Origin of the sequence: Pseudomonas sp. NPDC099000, assembly GCF_044759925.1 — a bacterium.
Classification (GTDB): Bacteria; Pseudomonadota; Gammaproteobacteria; order Pseudomonadales; family Pseudomonadaceae; genus Aquipseudomonas.
In genome coordinates this window covers 91,856-108,888 of record NZ_JBIWAF010000019.1, presented here as the reverse complement: position 1 = coordinate 108,888, position 17,033 = coordinate 91,856, and the positions used below count along the sequence as shown (strand labels likewise).

Genomic DNA, 17,033 nt, shown 5'->3' with positions numbered 1-17,033 from the left:
AATCAAACGTAGAACACACAAATAAACAAAATACCACACAATCAATAACAAAAACAACCTATAACTATAATAACATAAGAAGACCAAAGAGATCCCTACCTTTGCCCCGGGCGACACCATTGTCGTTCAGGTGAAAGTGAAGGAAGGCGACCGTTCGCGTCTGCAAGCGTTCGAAGGTGTTGTTATCGCCAAGCGTAACCGCGGCGTAAACAGTGCTTTCACCGTTCGTAAAATCTCCAACGGTGTTGGCGTAGAGCGTACTTTCCAGACCTACAGCCCGCAAATCGACAGCATGGCCGTTAAACGTCGCGGTGACGTACGTAAAGCCAAGCTGTACTACCTGCGTGACCTGTCCGGTAAAGCAGCTCGCATCAAGGAAAAACTGGCTTAAGTCCAGCTTCCGATGCAGAAAAAAGCAGCCTTCGGGCTGCTTTTTTGTTGCCTGCGATTTGTCGGTGCAGCGGGGCTCTATAAAGCCACAGCCGGCTATGAAAGACTTGCCATCAGTTTTCCAGTGACCTGAGCCTCTATGCCCGCCATCGACAACCCCCTGATAGACCAATTCCTCGACGCGCTGTGGCTGGAAAAAGGCCTCTCCGACAACACCCGCGATGCCTACCGCAGCGACCTGGCACTATTCAACGGATGGCTGCAGGAAAAAAACCTCGAGCTGATCAACGCTGGCCGCGAGTTGATCCTCGATCACCTGGCCTGGCGCCTGGAACAAAACTACAAACCCCGTTCAACGGCGCGATTCCTCTCCGGTGTGCGTGGGTTTTATCGTTATCTGCTCAGGGAAAAGCTGATTGCCGTCGATCCGACCCTACGCGTTGATATGCCCCAACTGGGTAGGCCGTTGCCCAAGTCGCTGTCGGAAGCAGACGTGGAAGCGCTGCTGAAGGCGCCAGACTTGAGCGAAGCTATCGGTCAGCGGGACCGCGCCATGCTCGAAGTGCTTTACGCGTGCGGTTTGCGGGTGACGGAGTTGATCAGCCTGACGCTGGAACAGGTCAACCTGCGCCAAGGCGTGCTGCGAGTGATGGGCAAGGGCAGCAAGGAGCGCCTTGTGCCGATGGGCGAGGAGGCGATTGTCTGGGTCGAGCGTTACCTGCGTGATGGTCGCCACGAGTTGCTTGGCGGACGTCCCAGCGATGTCATGTTCCCCAGCCAGCGCGGCGAGCAGATGACCCGCCAGACCTTCTGGCACCGCATCAAGCACCAGGCCAAGGTCGCCGGGATCGGCAAGTCGCTGTCGCCGCACACCTTGCGTCACGCGTTCGCCACGCACCTGCTCAACCACGGCGCCGACTTGCGTGTGGTGCAAATGCTGCTTGGCCACAGCGATCTGTCGACCACCCAGATCTACACCCACGTCGCTCGCGCACGGTTGCAGGACTTGCACGCCAAACATCACCCCCGCGGCTGAATACAGTTCCCGAAATTGAAATGCAACCTGTGGCGAGGGGGTTTACCCCCGTTGGACTGCGTAGCAGTCCCATCTTGGCAATTCTGACCAGGCAAATGGGCCGCAAGGCGACTGCTGCGCAGCCGAACGGGGGCAAGCCCCCTCGCCACAGAGGCCTTATGTGGTAGGCTTTGCCGGTTTGTACGATGGGCGGTTATGACCCGGTGTTTTTCGGCACGGGCGTTCTGATCGTCCCATTTGTCCGCCTTCAGGAGTTCTCATGCGTCTGACCCAGATTTTCGCCGCCGCAGCCATTGCGTTGGTCAGTACCTTTGCCGTCGCCGATGACGCGGCCGACAAAGCCATTCGTAAAAGCCTGGAAAACCTCCAGCTGGAAGTACCGGTAGAAAGCATCTCGGCCAGTCCGCTGCCGGGGCTGTACGAAGTCAAACTGCAAGGCAGCCGCGTGCTCTACGCCAGTGCCGACGGCCAATACGTGGTGCAGGGCTACATGTTCCAGCTCAAGGACGGCAAACCGATCAACCTGACCGAGAAGACCGAACGCCTGGGCGTGTCCAAGCTGGTCAACGCCATCCCGGTTGCAGAAACCGTGGTCTACCCGGCGATCGGCGAAACCAAATCGCACATCACCGTGTTCACCGACACCACCTGCCCGTACTGCCACAAACTGCACGCCGAAGTGCCTGAGCTGAACAAGCGCGGCATCGAAGTGCGTTACGTCGCGTTCCCGCGCCAGGGCCTGGGCTCGCCGGGTGACGAACAGCTGCAAGCGGTCTGGTGCTCGAAAGACAAGAAAGCCGCCATGGACAAAATGGTCGACGGCAAGGAAATCAAGGCCGCCAAGTGCGATAACCCGGTTTCCAAACAGTTTGCCCTGGGTCAGTCGATCGGCGTGAACGGCACACCGGCCATCGTTTTGGCCGACGGTCAGGTCATTCCGGGCTACCAGCCTGCGCCACAAGTCGCCAAACTGGCACTGGGCGCGAAATAATTCGCATCGTCACGGCCAGCCTTTGACGATCATGGTCCGGTAGCGACATCGCCGGGCCATTAATAGAGAGCCGCGAGCATGCGGCTGTTTTCACGGCCGGCCTTGAGTCGGCCGTTTTATGGGGAGTTCACAGTGAAACCGGTCAAAGTAGGCATCTGTGGGTTAGGGACCGTCGGTGGCGGTACCTTCAACGTACTTCAGCGCAACGCCGAGGAAATTGCTCGTCGTGCCGGGCGTGGAATCGAAGTGGCACAAATTGCCATGCGCACGCCAAAGCCTCAGTTCCAAACGACCGGTATTGCGATTACCACCGATGTCTTCGAAGTGGCCACGAACCCTGAGATCGACATCGTTATAGAGCTGATGGGCGGCTACACCGTTGCCCGCGAGCTGGTACTCAAGGCCATCGAGAATGGCAAGCATGTGGTCACCGCGAACAAGGCACTGATCGCCGTTCACGGTAATGAAATTTTCGCCAAGGCTCGCGAGAAAGGCGTGATCGTGGCGTTCGAAGCGGCTGTGGCCGGTGGCATTCCGGTGATCAAGGCGATCCGTGAAGGCCTGTCCGCCAACCGTATCAACTGGGTCGCCGGGATCATCAACGGCACCGGCAACTTCATCCTCACCGAAATGCGCGAGAAGGGTCGCACCTTCGAAGACGTTCTCGCCGAGGCGCAAGCCCTGGGTTACGCCGAAGCCGATCCGACCTTCGACGTTGAAGGCATCGACGCGGCCCACAAGCTGACGATCCTGGCCTCCATCGCCTTCGGCATCCCGCTGCAATTCGACAAGGCTTACACCGAAGGCATCACCAAGCTGACCACAGCTGACGTGAACTACGCCGAAGCCCTGGGCTATCGCATCAAGCACCTCGGCGTCGCTCGCAGCACCGCGTCCGGCATCGAGTTGCGCGTGCACCCGACGCTGATCCCGGCCGATCGCCTGATCGCCAACGTCAACGGCGTGATGAACGCGGTGATGGTTAACGGTGATGCGGCCGGTTCGACCCTGTTCTACGGCGCGGGCGCCGGCATGGAGCCGACCGCTTCGTCGGTGATCGCCGACCTGGTGGACGTGGTTCGCGCCATGACCTCCGACCCGGAGAACCGTGTGCCGCACCTGGCCTTCCAGCCGGATTCGCTGTCGGCGCACCCGATCCTGCCGATCGAAGCCTGCGAAAGCGCCTACTACCTGCGCATTCAGGCGAAAGACCATCCGGGCGTACTGGCCCAGGTCGCAAGCATCCTGTCGGAGCGCGGCATCAACATCGAATCGATCATGCAGAAAGAAGTCGAAGAGCATGACGGCCTGGTGCCGATGATCCTGCTGACCCACCGTGTGCTGGAACAGCACATGAACGACGCGATCGCCGCCCTGGAAGCCTTGGCGGGCGTGGTCGGTCCGGTCGTTCGGATCCGCGTCGAGCACCTGAACTAAGCCGTTATCGTTCACCGGGCTCGCGTGCGGGCCCGGGTTTGCGAACACTGTCTATTGGAGCCAGTCATGCGTTATATCAGTACCCGCGGCCAGGCACCGGCCCTGAATTTCGAAGATGTCCTGCTGGCCGGTCTTGCCACCGACGGCGGTCTGTATGTCCCGGAAAATCTGCCACGTTTCACCCAGGAAGAAATCGCTTCCTGGGCTGGCCTGCCGTACCACGAACTGGCCTTCCGGGTAATGCGCCCGTTCGTGACCGGCAGCATCCCCGATGCTGATTTCAAGAAAATCCTCGAAGAAACCTATGGCGTGTTTTCCCACAACGCCGTGGCACCGTTGCGTCAGCTGAACGGCAACGAATGGGTGTTGGAGCTGTTCCACGGCCCGACCCTGGCGTTCAAGGACTTCGCGCTGCAACTGCTCGGTCGTCTGCTCGACTACGTGCTGGAAAAACGCGGCGAGCGCGTAGTGATTGTCGGTGCCACCTCCGGCGACACCGGTTCGGCCGCCATCGAAGGCTGCAAGCACTGCGAAAACGTCGACATCTTCATCCTGCACCCGCACAACCGCGTGTCTGAAGTGCAGCGTCGCCAGATGACGACCATCTTCGGTGAGAACATCCACAACATCGCCATCGAAGGCAACTTCGATGACTGCCAGGAAATGGTCAAGGCCAGCTTCGCCGACCAGAGCTTCCTCAAGGGCACGCGTCTGGTGGCGGTGAACTCGATCAACTGGGCGCGGATCATGGCCCAGATCGTTTATTACTTCCACGCCGCCCTGCAGTTGGGTGGGCCGGCTCGTTCGGTGTCGTTCTCGGTGCCGACCGGCAACTTCGGCGACATCTTTGCCGGTTACCTGGCACGCAACATGGGTCTGCCGATCAACCAGTTGATCGTCGCCACCAACCGCAATGACATCCTGCACCGCTTCATGAGCGGCAATCAGTACGTCAAGGAAACCCTGCACGCCACGTTGTCGCCGTCGATGGACATCATGGTGTCGTCGAACTTCGAGCGTCTGCTGTTCGACCTGCACGGTCGCAACGGCGCAGCGATTGCCGGTTTGATGGACAACTTCAAGCAAGGTGGCGGTTTCAGCGTCGAACAGGAACGCTGGACCGAAGCTCGCAAACTGTTCGATTCCCTGGCCGTGGATGACGCGCAAACCTGCGAAACCATCGCCGAAGTCTACGAGCAAACCGGCGAGCTGCTGGATCCGCACACCGCCATCGGTGTGAAGGCCGCGCGCGAATGCCGTCGTAGCCTGGATATTCCAATGGTCATTCTCGGCACGGCCCATCCGGTCAAATTCCCGGACGCAGTGGAGAAAGCCGGCGTAGGAAAAGCGCTTGAACTACCTGCACATCTTTCTGATTTGTTTGAGAGAGATGAGCGTTGCACCGTGTTGCCGAACGATTTGAAATCCGTGCAGGCCTTTGTCAGTCAGCATGGCAACCGCGGCAAGCCTCTGTAACCGCTAAAAGCTGTCACATTTTGAAGCCCGTCTCCTGACGGGCTTTCTCATTTCTGCATGCCACACTTGTCGCGTTTTCGCCCCAGAAAGGATGGGCGTGTTGATTGCGAAGGAAGTGGTAATGCTGTTTTTCAGAGGGTTAAAGCCAGCCGTGTGCTGGATGTTTTTGATCGGCGTCCTGGGCTTGGTTCAAGAAGGGGCGGCCGCGCAATTGGCGACGCCCGAGTCCAGGGGAGCGGGCGTCGGCGCGACCATTGAACTGGATGCTCAGGAATTGAGGTGGATTGCCGAGCACCCGCAAGTCATCGTCTCGTCGGTGCAATACCCGCTTTATCTGTTCAAGGATGAACACGGACAGTGGAGCGGTCTGAACAACGACCTGCTCAGTCGCATCAGTGCCATGACGGGCTTGCAGTTTGTTCACGAGGAGTCCTTTTCCACCGATCAACTGCTCGGGCGTCTGGAAAATGGCAAGGCGGACATGAGCACAACCCTGGCTGTGAATGACGAGCGCAAGGCGTTCCTGGATTTCAGCCATGCGTTCGGTGGCGCGGGGTGGGTGTTTGTCGGGCGGGCAGACGCGCCTGACGTGCGGTCCCTGGAGCAGTTGGCGAAAAGAGTGCTGGTGTTGCCGGCCCGGCACGCACTCGAAGGCACGATTCGCCGCGACTACCCGGCGATCGAATTGCGCACGGTCAAGACTTACGCCGAGGCCAGGGCGCTGGTTGAAAGTGGTGAAGCCTTTGCCACCATCGAAAATGAAATCGGGGCGCAGCTCTATCCGTTGGGGCAACTCAAGGTCGGGCGCGGCGTGGAGGGAAAATGGGAGGCTGATCACCTCGCGGTACGCAAAGGTCAGTCGCCGTTGCTGAGCATTCTCAACAAGGCGCTTGAGGCCTTTCCTGCGGCCGATTTGCGCGCCATTCGCCTGAAATGGCTCAGCGGTATCGCTCCCGTCGAGTCACCTTCTCGCTGGCGACAGATGACTCACTGGGTTTGCTGGGGCATGTTTATCGTCAGCCTGTTCGGTCTGCTTTCCTTGCTCTGGAACCGCAGGCTCGCGGCGCTGATCAAGCAGCGTGTAGACGCTGAGAAGGGGCTCGGCGATCAGCTGGCTTTCCAGCATGCGTTGATGGACGCCATGCCCGATCCGATGTTTGTTCGGGATCTGCAAGGGCGTTTGATCATGTGCAACAAAAGTTACGAGGAAAGCCTCGGCACCCGTTTTGACCAGGTTCAGGGGCGACGGCTGGTTGAGCTCGATGTGCTGCCCAAAGAAACCGCAGCGCTGCTGCATGCCGAATTCATGGCGCAGATGGAGACTCGGAAGCCACGCTTCAGTGAACGTCAATTGCTGTTCAACAACGGTGTCAGGGACATCTACCAGTGGACGGTGCCGTTCTACAGCGCCGACGGCCAATTGCGAGGGTTGCTAGGGGGGTGGACTGATATCGGTCACCGGACAAGGCATCTGTGAACCGGCTGTTTTTTCCCTGTCATCTTTGCCGTGCATGCTCTATCGACCAGGGACGCCGACGCGTCTGCACCTGGAATCCAGAACTTTCTTCTCGGGCCAGTGGTCATTTACTTTGAACACGCCCCAGGCACTTTGTTTTCGGACTATTGAGTGGTGATCGAGATGGAAAGTATCAGTCTATTGCTCGGTGAGGCTCTGAGCCCGTATCAGGTCACGCTGACCCCGTCGGGCGCCCATGGCGAATGCCTGGTGACACTGAAGAATGCGACCGGTGCGATCGTGGTCGAACGGGCGTTCAATCAAGCCCAGTTAACCGATTACCGTCTGCTGACGGATGTTGTCGACGGCTTGCACCGCGACGTGCTGATTGCCGAAGGACGGCTGGAACCCTGCGTCATCGCGGCGCTGCGCAATGCGGCTCAGGATAAGGTCCTGGCCAGCCGAAATTGAATTGTTCTTTTGTGGGAACCTTCCTGCGCTCAGGTCGTCAGACCCTGTAACAGCAAGATCAAGCATTGTGCTCCGGTGCTTGTAGCTTGCTGCTACTGGTCTGTATGTAGGCCACGTTTAACCCCGAGTCGTCTCCCCACTTCTCGGGGTTTCTTTTGCCTGCGATTTGTCATTGCCCGGTCTGATACTCGAAAAAGGCTTTGGTTTCTTGCAGGTAGTCGTTGCGTCTTTCCGGGTCCAGCCAGTCAGCGTACAGCTGATCCAATCGATCATGGGGAAGGGTGCGCAATAACTGATTGATCTCGAGAATGGCTTGTCGGCCCTGGGGTGTATTGGAGCAACCAATGTGCCCGGACAGGTACTTGCCGGTGCCCTTGACCGGGTAAAACTCCAGCTGATCGTCGGCGATGTGCTCTCGATTGGCCTGATAGCGAATCTCCGGCCAATACCCCAGGACTATTTGCAAACGACCCAGGCGCTGCATCTGTAACAGACTGGCGAGGGCATCGTTGCCGTAATGGGGTGTCAGCGCGTCCGGTGGCGCCAGTTTCAGCAGCGCGTCGAGGACTTGACCATAACTGCGCTCGGCGACAACCCCCATTTTCTTCCCACCACTGGCCAGCAGTGCCGCGAGATCGACTTCGCCGTCGATCAGAAAAGGATCCAGCACTGCGCGGTCTGTCCGACGGACAACAAGTCCATTGCTCACCGCGCGAAAGGCCGGAATGGAGAATGCAATCCACTGTTCGCGCGCCTTGGTCCAGACCAGCGAGGGATCACAGGTAAACGATTCTTCCTGAAGCATTTGCATGCCGCGAGCCCGGTTGACCCGCATCAGGGTGTGCTCGTATTGCGGCATGCCGGCAATCAACAGCGGCAGGATCTGATCGACAATCCCCTGATCTTTTTTCGGGCCTTCAAAGATCATCGTGGGCGGCAAGTCGCGCAGTAACCAGATCAGCGTCTCTTTGGGTTGCGCCGAAACGGGTGTCGCCAGCCCGGCCAATAGCCCCAGCACCGCCGCTGTACGCCAGTTGCGGGTGGTGTGAATGGCTGTTGAAAGCAGGCGTTTCAGATTAGATGGCCCCGTCTTCGCGCAGCTTGGCAATCTGTTGCTGGTCGTAACCAAGATCGTTGAGTACCTGTGCGTTGTGCTCACCCAGTTGTGGCCCGACCCATTTGCAATCGCCGGGTGTCTCAGAGAGTTTCGGCACAATTCCCGGCATCTTGAAGTCTTTACCGTCCGGGAGCTTGGCCTGCAGGAACATTTCCCGGGCCAGATACTGCGGATCACTGAACATGTCTTCGGCGCTGAAGATCCGGCTGACGGGCACATCGGCCTGATTCAGCCGCGTGAGCACGGTGTCCAGCGGCTGCGAATTGACCCAGCGATCGATCACCCCGTAAATCTCGTCACGGCGGCTGTCGCGGCCATCGTTGCTGGCCAGCACCGGGTCATTGGCGAGGTCTTCGCGACCGATGACCAGCATGAAGCGCTTGAAGATCGCATCGCCATTGGCGCCGATCTGCACATGCTTGCCGTCGGCGCTGGTGTGGATCGAGGAGGGTGTGATGCCCGGCATGATGTTGCCGGTACGCTCGCGAATGAAACCGAACACATCGAACTCCGGCACCATGCTTTCCATCATGGCGAAGATCGCTTCATACAGCGCCACGTCCACCACCTGGCCCTGGCCACCGTTGACTTCGCGATGACGCAACGCCATCAGCGCGCCAATCACACCCCACAGGGCGGCAATCGAGTCGCCGATGGAAATCCCGGTGCGCACCGGTGGCCGGTCTTCGAAACCGGTGATGTAGCGCAGGCCGCCCATGGATTCGCCGACCGCGCCAAAACCGGGCTGATCTTTCATCGGGCCGGTCTGGCCGAAGCCCGACAGCCGTACCATCACCAGTTTCGGGTTGAGGGCATGCAAGACTTCCCAGCCCAGGCCGAGCTTTTCCAACACACCAGGGCGAAAATTCTCGATCAGGATGTCCGCTTCGCTCAGCAGCTTTTTCAGAATCGCCAGGCCGTCCGGGTGTTTCAGGTTCAGGGTCAGGGACTTTTTGTTGCGGGCCTGGACGAACCACCACAGCGAGGTGCCTTCGTACAGTTTGCGCCATTTGCGTAGCGGATCACCGCCATCGGGGGATTCGATCTTGATCACTTCGGCGCCGAACTCAGCGCAAATGCGCGAGGCAAACGGCCCGGCGATCAAGGTGCCCAATTCGATGACTTTCAGACCTGAGAGCGGTTTGGCGGTGAACGGCATGCTGGATCCTGTAGGACAAAGGTTGAGCGGGTATAGCCTTTTAACATAGCCCAACGTCAGACGAGCAAGGTTCATCGCCTTCTATTCGTTGATTGCCTACTGCATCGGTTAGACTTGCCGCCTTTCCCCGTATCAAGAAGCCCGTTCATGGCCCAGCCGTCCACGACCTACAAGTTTGAACTGAACCTCACCGACCTCGACCGCAGCGTCTACGAGAGCGTGAAGCAGACCATCGCCCGTCACCCTTCGGAAACCGAAGAGCGCATGACCGTGCGGCTGCTGGCCTACGCCTTCTGGTACAACGAGCAGCTGTCGTTCGGTCGTGGTCTGTCAGACGTGGATGAACCCGCCCTGTGGGAAAAAAGCCTGGACGACCGTGTCCTGCACTGGATCGAAGTCGGCCAGCCTGACGCCGATCGCCTGACCTGGTGCTCGCGCCGTACCGAGCGCACCAGCCTGCTGGCCTACGGCAGCCTGCGCGTCTGGGAAACCAAAGTGATCCCGGCCATCAAAAACCTGAAAAACGTGCACATCGCGGCCGTGCCTCAGGAAGTCCTGGAAACCCTGGCCAAAGACATGCCCCGCGTCATCAAGTGGGACGTGATGATCAGCGAAGGGACGATTTTCGTCACCGACGACCGTGGTCAACATGAAGTCCAGTTGCAGTGGCTGAGCGGCGAACGCGGCTGATTTTTCGCCGTTCGTCCGCGTTATCCGGTTTTATCCTACGTATTCAAGAGAAGCACCTGTCACCCCATGCGCATCGAACCTCGCCTGTTGCCCGACACCCTGCCATTCCTCGGCGACCTGCCGCCGCTGCTGACGCGTCTTTACGCGGCGCGGGGCGTGCAATCCGAGGCGGAACTGGACAAGAGCCTGGCGCGGCTGATTCCGTTCCAGCAGCTCAAAGGCATTGATGCGGCGGTGGATTTGCTGGTCACGGCACTCGAACAACGCCAGCGGATTCTGATCGTCGGCGACTTCGACGCCGATGGCGCGACGGCCAGTACCGTGGGCGTGCTGGGGTTGCGGCTGCTGGGCGCGGCGCATGTCGATTATCTGGTGCCGAACCGCTTCGAGTATGGCTATGGCCTGACCCCGGAAATTGTTGAAGTGGCGCTGACGCGCACGCCTCAGTTGCTGATTACGGTGGACAACGGCATCTCCAGCGTCGAAGGCGTGGCGGCGGCGAAAAAGGCTGGTCTCAACGTGCTGGTCACCGACCACCACTTGCCCGGCGACGAACTGCCGTTGGCCGATGCCATCGTCAATCCGAACCAGCCCGGTTGCGAGTTTCCGAGCAAGGCACTGGCCGGCGTCGGGGTGATTTTTTATGTGTTGATGGCCCTGCGCGCGCGGTTGCGCAGCCTCGGCTGGTACGCGAACACGCCTCAGCCGAACATCGGCGAGTTGCTGGACCTGGTGGCGCTGGGCAGCGTCGCCGACGTGGTGCCGCTGGATGCCAACAACCGGATTCTGGTGCACCAAGGCCTGGAGCGGATTCGCGCCGGGCGCGCCCGTCCGGGCATCAAGGCGATTCTCGAAGTCGCCAAGCGTGAACCGGCGCGCATCACCTCGACCGACCTGGGCTTCATTGTCGGCCCGCGCCTGAATGCGGCGGGACGCCTGGATGACATGAGCCTGGGCATCGAATGCCTGATCACCGATGACGCAGGTTTGGCGCGGGAAATGGCCGTGCAACTCGACGGCATGAATCAGGACCGCAAGTCCATCGAGCAGGGCATGCAGCGTGAAGCGCTGGCTCAGCTCAAGGATCTGCCCGTCGAATCGATGCCGTTTGGCCTGTGCCTGTTTGATCCCGAGTGGCACCAGGGTGTCATCGGAATCCTCGCTTCGCGTATGAAAGAGCGCTATTTCCGTCCGACTATTGCCTTTGCCGATGCCGGCGATGGTTTGCTCAAGGGCTCGGGACGTTCGGTTCAGGGCTTTCATATTCGTGACGCCTTGAGCGTGGTGGCCGCGCAGCATCCGAACCTGATCAGCAAGTACGGCGGCCACGCCATGGCGGCCGGTCTGACCTTGCCGGAAGCGAATTTTCCGTTGTTTGCCGAGGCGTTCGACGCTGAAGTGCGCAGGCAATTGCGCGAAGAAGACCTGACCGGGCGTCTGCTGTCGGACGGGGTTTTGGCTGTTGAAGAGTTCCATCTTGAACTGGCCCGTGCCCTGCGCCATGCCGGACCTTGGGGGCAGCACTTCCCGGAGCCGCTGTTTCATGGCGTGTTCCAGTTGGTTGAGCAGCGTGTGGTCGGTGAGCGGCACCTCAAGGTAGTGCTGAGAAGCGAATGCGGCTCGGTGAAGCTCGATGGGATTGCCTTCGGCATCGACCGCGACATCTGGCCGAATCCGACGATCAAATGGGTGGAACTGGCTTACAAACTCGACCTCAACGAGTTTCGCGGGAACGAGACTGTTCAGTTGATGATTGCCCACATCGAACCGCGTTGAGCCCTTCGCGGGCAAGTCGAATCGTCGCACCGCTCGCTCCTACAGGTATCAGTGATCCGTAGGAGCGAGGCTTGCCCGCGAAAGCGATCTTTCTGACAGCCAATCCCTCGGAACCCTCCCTCATCCCCCGATGTCGACTAGGCTCTAAGCACTGCTTGATTATCCTTGTGACGTCTTGTCGAATTTTTTGCCCGCGGGGGCGGGTGCTGCGCCTTTTTCCTGTCACTCGTCGACTTTTCAAACAGAACCCTGGAGCCTGCCCACTGATTCGAGAGGTGCCCCATGAGTCTGCTGCTTGAACCCTATACCCTTCGTCAATTGACCCTGCTCAACCGCATTGCCGTATCACCGATGTGCCAGTACTCCAGCGTCGATGGGCTGGCCAATGACTGGCACCTGGTCCACCTCGGCAGTCGCGCCGTTGGCGGCGCCGGCCTGATTTTTACCGAAGCCACGGCGGTCACGGCCGACGGGCGCATCACCGCCGAGGACCTCGGCTTGTGGAATGACGAACAGATCGAACCCCTGCAACGTATCACCCGCTTTATCGCCGCTCAGGGCGCTGTGGCCGGCATTCAACTGGCGCACGCCGGGCGCAAGGCCAGCACCCATCGGCCGTGGATCGGCAAGCATGGCAGCGTCAAACCCGAAGACGGTGGCTGGGTGCCGGTGGGGCCGTCGCCGATTGCTTTCGATCCCCAGCACACCCATCCGAAGCAGCTGGATGAAAGCGAGATTGCTGAGGTCATTCAGGCCTTTGTCGCCTCAGCCAAGCGAGCACTGACCGCTGGTTTCAAAGTGGTCGAAATCCACGCCGCTCACGGTTACCTGTTGCATCAGTTTCTTTCGCCCTTGAGCAATCAAAGGCGCGATCAGTATGGCGGTTCGTTCGAGAACCGGATTCGGCTGGTGCTGCAAGTCACCGAAGCGGTGCGTGCGGTCTGGCCTGAGGAGCTGCCGGTGTTTGTGCGAGTGTCGGCCACCGATTGGGTGGAAGACGGCTGGAACCCTGATGAAACCGTTGAGCTGGCACGACGCCTCAAAGACTTGGGGGTCGACCTGATCGATGTCTCGTCGGGCGGTACAGCGGCCAATGCGGAAATTCCTACAGGACCGGGTTACCAGACCCGCTTCGCCGAACGTGTACGCAAGGAGTCAGGCATCGCCACCGGCACGGTAGGAATGATTACCGAGCCGGCCCAGGCCGAGCACATTTTGCGCACCTGCCAGGCGGACATCATCTTCCTCGCGCGGGAGCTGCTGCGCGATCCGTACTGGCCGTTGCATGCCGATGATGATCTGGGTGGTCGCAAGGCGATCTGGCCGGCGCAGTATCAACGGGCGACGCATCGGGATCAGCCAATTCATGAGTCGGATTTGCGCGACTGAATGCGGATGTGAAACCAAAAAGCCCCGATCGATGTGATCGGGGCTTTTGCGTTTCTGTGCCGGGATATTTTTTGTCTGATCAGCCGTCTTCGCGAGCAAGCCTCGCTCCTACAGTTGATCGCATGCCCCTGTAGGAGCGAGGCTTGCCCGCGAAGGGCCCGCCCAGACAAACCCTTACTATCAGGTGTACTTACGCTTATCCGGCGCCGGCGGGAAATACTGGTACAACCAGGTCTCACTCAACGTCCGGTCATTGGTGCGAATGAACAACCGCAGCTCAACCGGCGCCACGCTGTCATTGGTCGGGTACCAATCGAAGGTAATCCGATAGCCCTTGATGTCATCCAGCACCAGCACGTTGAAATCCTTCACCTCGCCGTTCGAGCAGGTCACCACCGGCTCGATCCCCGCGCCTTCCGGCAAACGGTCCAGGCCACCACCGGTGAAGTCCACGGCAAAGCGTCGCGCCCAGACTTCCGGGTAATGCTCGCCCGGTGCCCAGCCTTCGATAAAGCCGCCCATGCCCGAACGGGTCGCATTGACCCGCGCCAGCGGCGTGCTCACCGGTGGCAGGGCGCTCCAGTAGAGTTTGTAGCCGTAATTCAGGGAGTCACCGGCAGCGACCGGTTTTTTCGGGGTCCAGAACGCAACAATGTTATCGAGGGTTTCGCCGGTTGTAGGAATTTCCAACAGATCGATAGAGCCTTCGCCCCACGCGGTTGTAGGTTCTACCCACAGGCTCGGACGCTTGCTGTACCAGTCGACGGTGTCCTGATAATTGGCGAACTCGTGATCGGTCTGCACCAGACCGAAACCTTTCGGGTCGGTGTCGGCGAAGGCGTTGAACTGCAGGGTCGCCGGGTTGTTCAGCGGGCGGCAGATCCACTCGCCGTTGCCGCGCCACATGGCCAGTCGGTCGGAGTCGTGGATTTGCGGGTGAATGGTGTCGCACATGCGGCGCTCGTGGGTGCCGCAGCTGAACATGCTGGTCATCGGTGCGATGCCCAGTTGCTCAATGGCGGTGCGCGCATTGATGTGAGCGTCAATCTCCATCACCACGCGTTCGGCCTGGCAATCGATGTCAAAACGGTAAGCACCGGTGGCGCTCGGCGAATCCAGCAGCGCGTAGACCACAAAGCGGGTGCTGTCCTTGCCCGGGGTCTCGAACCAGAACTTGGTGAAGTCCGGGAACTCCTCACGCTTTTTGGCGTAGGTATCGACCGCCAACCCGCGTGCCGACAGACCGTACTGGCCGGTGGCGTCTACTGCGCGGAAATAACTGGCGCCGAGGAAGGACAACACATCGTGCCTGTCCAGTTCAGGGGCCTTGAACAGCTTGAACCCGGAAAACCCCAGGTCGCCGGTGAGCTGCTTGGTGTCGACCGTGGTTTTTTCATAGTTGAACAGGGAAGGGCGGAAATGCACTTCACGGGCCTGACGCGTCTTGGGATCGACGCTGTACATGCGCACCGGCTGCTTGAATCCCATGCCAACGTGGAAAAACTGCACGTCCAGCTGACCGTTCAAGTCTTTCCACAGCGAGTGGTTGCCGTCGTAGCGGATCGCGTTGAAATTCTGCGGCGTCATGGTCGCCAGTGTCGGCGGCAGCACCTGCTTGGTGTCCTGATAGCGATTGCCGGCGAGTTGCTTGGCCTGAATCTTCAGCGCCTCGAAATCGAACGCCTGGGCCTCGCCGTCAGCGGCGCCGGTGCCCGCCCATGCACGGGCGGCCAGCAGGCCGGTGGCGGACAAACCGGTGTAGGCAGCGATGGCCATGGACGCTTTGAGCAAATTCCTGCGATGCATAAGTTCAACCTGTCGTGAACAATCCCGCGCCGTTCCTGGCACGTGCTGGATCAAAAATATCGGTTCGGACATGCCTTCGGCCAAACGCAACGGACTAGGGGGGCGTTCTCAATTAGTTTCCCCTCCGCGCCGGGTCTGCTGTTGTGCAGGGCAAGGCGCGAGAAGCGAGGTTTGGTCATTCCAAATAAGCTTCGAGCAACGCAGCCCTGCACAACAGCAGGCCCGGCCCTTCGGGTTGTGCCTTAAAACGGGCCAGGCTGCGTTGCAGGCCTTGGAAAGGGAACAACCATTCCCAGCGGCCTGCGCCTTGCCTGGCCCGTTTTAAGGCACAACGCGGAGGGGAAACTAATTGAGAACGCCCCCTACACAGATGCCAATTAGCTTAAACCGTTCGGTCGCAGAGAAAAAATGATTGGTAGCAATTTGGCGGCGCGGCAATGAAACAAGAAATGTCGGTTAAGTTTTCCGACAGCACTTTCTGATTTATAGGGCATTTCTGCTTTTTTTGACTAATTACTCTAAAAACCGCTTTTCAGCGCCGCGAATGTTCCTATTCTGTGTTCATGACCGGCTCTGTCCTTCAGGCTGGCGGCTAATGAAAAGGATAGGGCGATGCGGTTTTTGAAGTTTTCTCGGGCTTATAGAAGGACATCGTCCATGACGAAAGTACAAGGCATCACAGAAATGTTGGGAATCTTCCCTTGCCTGACAACCGGGCGGCGAAGGCATCGGCTCAGTTCGGACGAAATGAAGCTGTTGGAACGGTATCGCGAATTGTCGGAAAACGACCGGATTGCGATGCGGTATCTGGTGGACGCGATGCGGAGTGTGTCGCGGTTTTGAGCGCCAAACCAAAGGGGCGGACTGTGAAGTCCGCCCCTTTTTAATTTTTCACCCTGCGTTCAACTGCAAGTGCCCATTATCGTGAACGGTCGCTGTGCCTGCATCAGATCCGGCATGTCGCGCCACTTGATCCACGCTTGATTCTTCCAGTGCAACAGTGGCACCGAGATGCCTGCCCACTGCAATGAACTCAGGCTTGGAATGTTATCCACAGACGTTTTCGATTCACGCAGGGTTGGGATGACTTCGTTGCTTAGCCACTGACGCAGGTTTCGGTTTTCCGGGATGAAATGGTGGACCAGCAAGGCATACATTCCCGATTCGCTGACCATCAGCGATTCGACGGTCTTGCCGTCTTTCAGCAACCAGACGTATCGGCGTTGATCGGGATCGAGTTTCAGGGTGAGGCGTTGGTCCAGCGGACGGCCCATCAAGCGACCGAGGTCCTGGACGCAGAACCAGGCTTGGTTGTCCTGCATGAAGGCGTGGAGGAAGCGGTTGTGGCGGGTGAAGACAGCCGGGATGAAATGAGGATGGGTCATGGCCTGCCTCCGAGGAGACGGCTTGATGAGAAGGTGTTTTGAACGTACTTATGCATGAGGCTGACTTCCGTTTTGATTGATAAAGTCGCCACCAACCCTTCGACAGGTTGGGTGGCGGACCGAGTGGCGTTCGAAGTCGGGACACTTCCAATCAAAACGGAAGCCGAAAGGCCCGCGCCACACGGCCCGCCATAAAGCAGAACTGAAGGCGTAAACAGCTTCAGTTCTATGGGGGCGCGAGTAAGCACCGTTTTGATTTTTTCCGGCTTCGACCCCGGGTCGCTGATTTGGCAGCGACGAGGTAAAGCCTATCGTTCAGGCGCTCGCGGCGCCAAGTCTACTCTGGCGCCGCGTGTTGTAGGAATTGGTGCCTTTATCGGAAGGCTCGATCTGTAGGAATTTCCTGTTTTTGCGTGAAGTGCAGTGCGACTGCGCCGAACGGCTGTTTTTTCCT

The 17,033-nt window shown here is 59.0% G+C and carries 15 protein-coding genes; 11 read left to right on the top strand and 4 right to left on the bottom strand.

Going from position 1 to position 17,033, the window contains the following annotated elements; all coding sequences use genetic code 11:
* Positions 1 to 91: 91 nt before the first annotated feature.
* From rplS to ACIQV9_RS20660, 7 genes are all read left to right on the top strand, one after another.
* Entirely contained in the window at positions 92 to 391 is a 300-nt protein-coding gene (rplS, locus tag ACIQV9_RS20690) for a 50S ribosomal protein L19 (RefSeq protein ID WP_403105111.1), read from the top strand.
* Positions 392 to 529: 138 nt separating this feature from the next.
* Entirely contained in the window at positions 530 to 1,426 is an 897-nt protein-coding gene (gene xerD / locus ACIQV9_RS20685) for a site-specific tyrosine recombinase XerD (RefSeq protein ID WP_403105102.1), read from the top strand.
* Between the two features lie 259 nt (positions 1,427 to 1,685).
* A complete protein-coding gene (gene dsbC / locus ACIQV9_RS20680; RefSeq protein WP_109628141.1) occupies positions 1,686 to 2,417 on the top strand; it encodes a bifunctional protein-disulfide isomerase/oxidoreductase DsbC in 732 nt (243 codons plus the stop codon).
* A gap of 132 nt (positions 2,418 to 2,549) precedes the next feature.
* Positions 2,550 to 3,854 carry a homoserine dehydrogenase gene (locus tag ACIQV9_RS20675; protein ID WP_219095836.1) on the top strand — a complete coding sequence of 435 codons (1,305 nt, stop codon included), beginning with the start codon at positions 2,550 to 2,552 and terminating at the stop codon, positions 3,852 to 3,854.
* A gap of 66 nt (positions 3,855 to 3,920) precedes the next feature.
* Complete coding sequence (gene thrC / locus ACIQV9_RS20670; protein WP_403105098.1) at positions 3,921 to 5,330, top strand: threonine synthase; 1,410 nt, start codon at positions 3,921 to 3,923, stop codon at positions 5,328 to 5,330.
* Positions 5,331 to 5,451: 121 nt separating this feature from the next.
* Positions 5,452 to 6,807 (top strand): transporter substrate-binding domain-containing protein, encoded by a 1,356-nt coding sequence (locus ACIQV9_RS20665; protein WP_403105095.1) that lies wholly within the window; start codon positions 5,452 to 5,454, stop codon positions 6,805 to 6,807.
* 162 nt (positions 6,808 to 6,969) lie between these two features.
* A complete protein-coding gene (locus ACIQV9_RS20660; protein WP_403105092.1) occupies positions 6,970 to 7,257 on the top strand; it encodes a DUF3509 domain-containing protein in 288 nt (95 codons plus the stop codon).
* Positions 7,258 to 7,426: 169 nt separating this feature from the next.
* On the opposite strand, the gene ACIQV9_RS20655 is transcribed toward ACIQV9_RS20660, so the two are convergent.
* Together ACIQV9_RS20655 and ACIQV9_RS20650 are read right to left on the bottom strand one after the other, a co-directional pair.
* Positions 7,427 to 8,386, bottom strand: a complete 960-nt coding sequence (locus ACIQV9_RS20655) for a TIGR02285 family protein (protein ID WP_403105089.1) — start codon at positions 8,384 to 8,386, stop codon at positions 7,427 to 7,429.
* Entirely contained in the window at positions 8,334 to 9,533 is a 1,200-nt protein-coding gene (locus tag ACIQV9_RS20650) for a CaiB/BaiF CoA transferase family protein (RefSeq protein ID WP_403105086.1), read from the bottom strand. The genes ACIQV9_RS20655 and ACIQV9_RS20650 overlap by 53 nt, the downstream gene beginning before the upstream one ends.
* A gap of 147 nt (positions 9,534 to 9,680) precedes the next feature.
* Between ACIQV9_RS20650 and ACIQV9_RS20645 the strand changes: the two genes are divergently transcribed.
* The 3 genes from ACIQV9_RS20645 to ACIQV9_RS20635 all read left to right on the top strand — a co-directional run bounded on the left by ACIQV9_RS20645 (position 9,681) and on the right by ACIQV9_RS20635 (position 13,388).
* Positions 9,681 to 10,223 carry a YaeQ family protein gene (locus ACIQV9_RS20645; protein ID WP_007897614.1) on the top strand — a complete coding sequence of 181 codons (543 nt, stop codon included), beginning with the start codon at positions 9,681 to 9,683 and terminating at the stop codon, positions 10,221 to 10,223.
* A 66-nt stretch (positions 10,224 to 10,289) separates the two neighbouring features.
* Positions 10,290 to 11,999 carry a single-stranded-DNA-specific exonuclease RecJ gene (recJ, locus tag ACIQV9_RS20640; RefSeq protein ID WP_403105083.1) on the top strand — a complete coding sequence of 570 codons (1,710 nt, stop codon included), beginning with the start codon at positions 10,290 to 10,292 and terminating at the stop codon, positions 11,997 to 11,999.
* 282 nt (positions 12,000 to 12,281) lie between these two features.
* A complete protein-coding gene (locus ACIQV9_RS20635; protein ID WP_403105080.1) occupies positions 12,282 to 13,388 on the top strand; it encodes an NADH:flavin oxidoreductase/NADH oxidase in 1,107 nt (368 codons plus the stop codon).
* 180 nt (positions 13,389 to 13,568) lie between these two features.
* Here ACIQV9_RS20635 and ACIQV9_RS20630 read toward each other — a convergent pair whose 3' ends face one another.
* The gene (locus tag ACIQV9_RS20630) at positions 13,569 to 15,194 is read right to left on the bottom strand and encodes a glucan biosynthesis protein D (RefSeq protein WP_109628150.1); all 1,626 of its coding nucleotides are present in this window, start codon (positions 15,192 to 15,194) and stop codon (positions 13,569 to 13,571) included.
* A 657-nt stretch (positions 15,195 to 15,851) separates the two neighbouring features.
* On the opposite strand from ACIQV9_RS20630, the gene ACIQV9_RS20625 reads away from it, so the two are divergent.
* On the top strand, positions 15,852 to 16,037 hold the full coding sequence (locus ACIQV9_RS20625; protein ID WP_403105076.1) for a hypothetical protein: 186 nt from the start codon (positions 15,852 to 15,854) through the stop codon (positions 16,035 to 16,037).
* 59 nt (positions 16,038 to 16,096) lie between these two features.
* Here ACIQV9_RS20625 and ACIQV9_RS20620 read toward each other — a convergent pair whose 3' ends face one another.
* The gene (locus ACIQV9_RS20620) at positions 16,097 to 16,579 is read right to left on the bottom strand and encodes a Bro-N domain-containing protein (RefSeq protein WP_403105073.1); all 483 of its coding nucleotides are present in this window, start codon (positions 16,577 to 16,579) and stop codon (positions 16,097 to 16,099) included.
* Between the last annotated feature and the right edge of the window lie 454 nt (positions 16,580 to 17,033).

What these genes read in the sequence shown, in the direction of transcription:
- ACIQV9_RS20660 (WP_403105092.1), top strand. Translation starts at nt 6,970, where the DNA reads ATGGAAAGTATCAGTCTATTGCTCGGTGAGGCTCTGAGCCCGTATCAG.
- dsbC (WP_109628141.1), top strand. Translation starts at nt 1,686, where the DNA reads ATGCGTCTGACCCAGATTTTCGCCGCCGCAGCCATTGCGTTGGTCAGT.
- ACIQV9_RS20650 (WP_403105086.1), bottom strand. Translation starts at nt 9,533, where the DNA reads ATGCCGTTCACCGCCAAACCGCTCTCAGGTCTGAAAGTCATCGAATTG.
- xerD (WP_403105102.1), top strand. Translation starts at nt 530, where the DNA reads ATGCCCGCCATCGACAACCCCCTGATAGACCAATTCCTCGACGCGCTG.
- ACIQV9_RS20620 (WP_403105073.1), bottom strand. Translation starts at nt 16,579, where the DNA reads ATGACCCATCCTCATTTCATCCCGGCTGTCTTCACCCGCCACAACCGC.
- ACIQV9_RS20625 (WP_403105076.1), top strand. Translation starts at nt 15,852, where the DNA reads ATGACGAAAGTACAAGGCATCACAGAAATGTTGGGAATCTTCCCTTGC.
- thrC (WP_403105098.1), top strand. Translation starts at nt 3,921, where the DNA reads ATGCGTTATATCAGTACCCGCGGCCAGGCACCGGCCCTGAATTTCGAA.
- ACIQV9_RS20630 (WP_109628150.1), bottom strand. Translation starts at nt 15,194, where the DNA reads ATGCATCGCAGGAATTTGCTCAAAGCGTCCATGGCCATCGCTGCCTAC.
- ACIQV9_RS20645 (WP_007897614.1), top strand. Translation starts at nt 9,681, where the DNA reads ATGGCCCAGCCGTCCACGACCTACAAGTTTGAACTGAACCTCACCGAC.
- ACIQV9_RS20665 (WP_403105095.1), top strand. Translation starts at nt 5,452, where the DNA reads ATGCTGTTTTTCAGAGGGTTAAAGCCAGCCGTGTGCTGGATGTTTTTG.
- recJ (WP_403105083.1), top strand. Translation starts at nt 10,290, where the DNA reads ATGCGCATCGAACCTCGCCTGTTGCCCGACACCCTGCCATTCCTCGGC.
- ACIQV9_RS20635 (WP_403105080.1), top strand. Translation starts at nt 12,282, where the DNA reads ATGAGTCTGCTGCTTGAACCCTATACCCTTCGTCAATTGACCCTGCTC.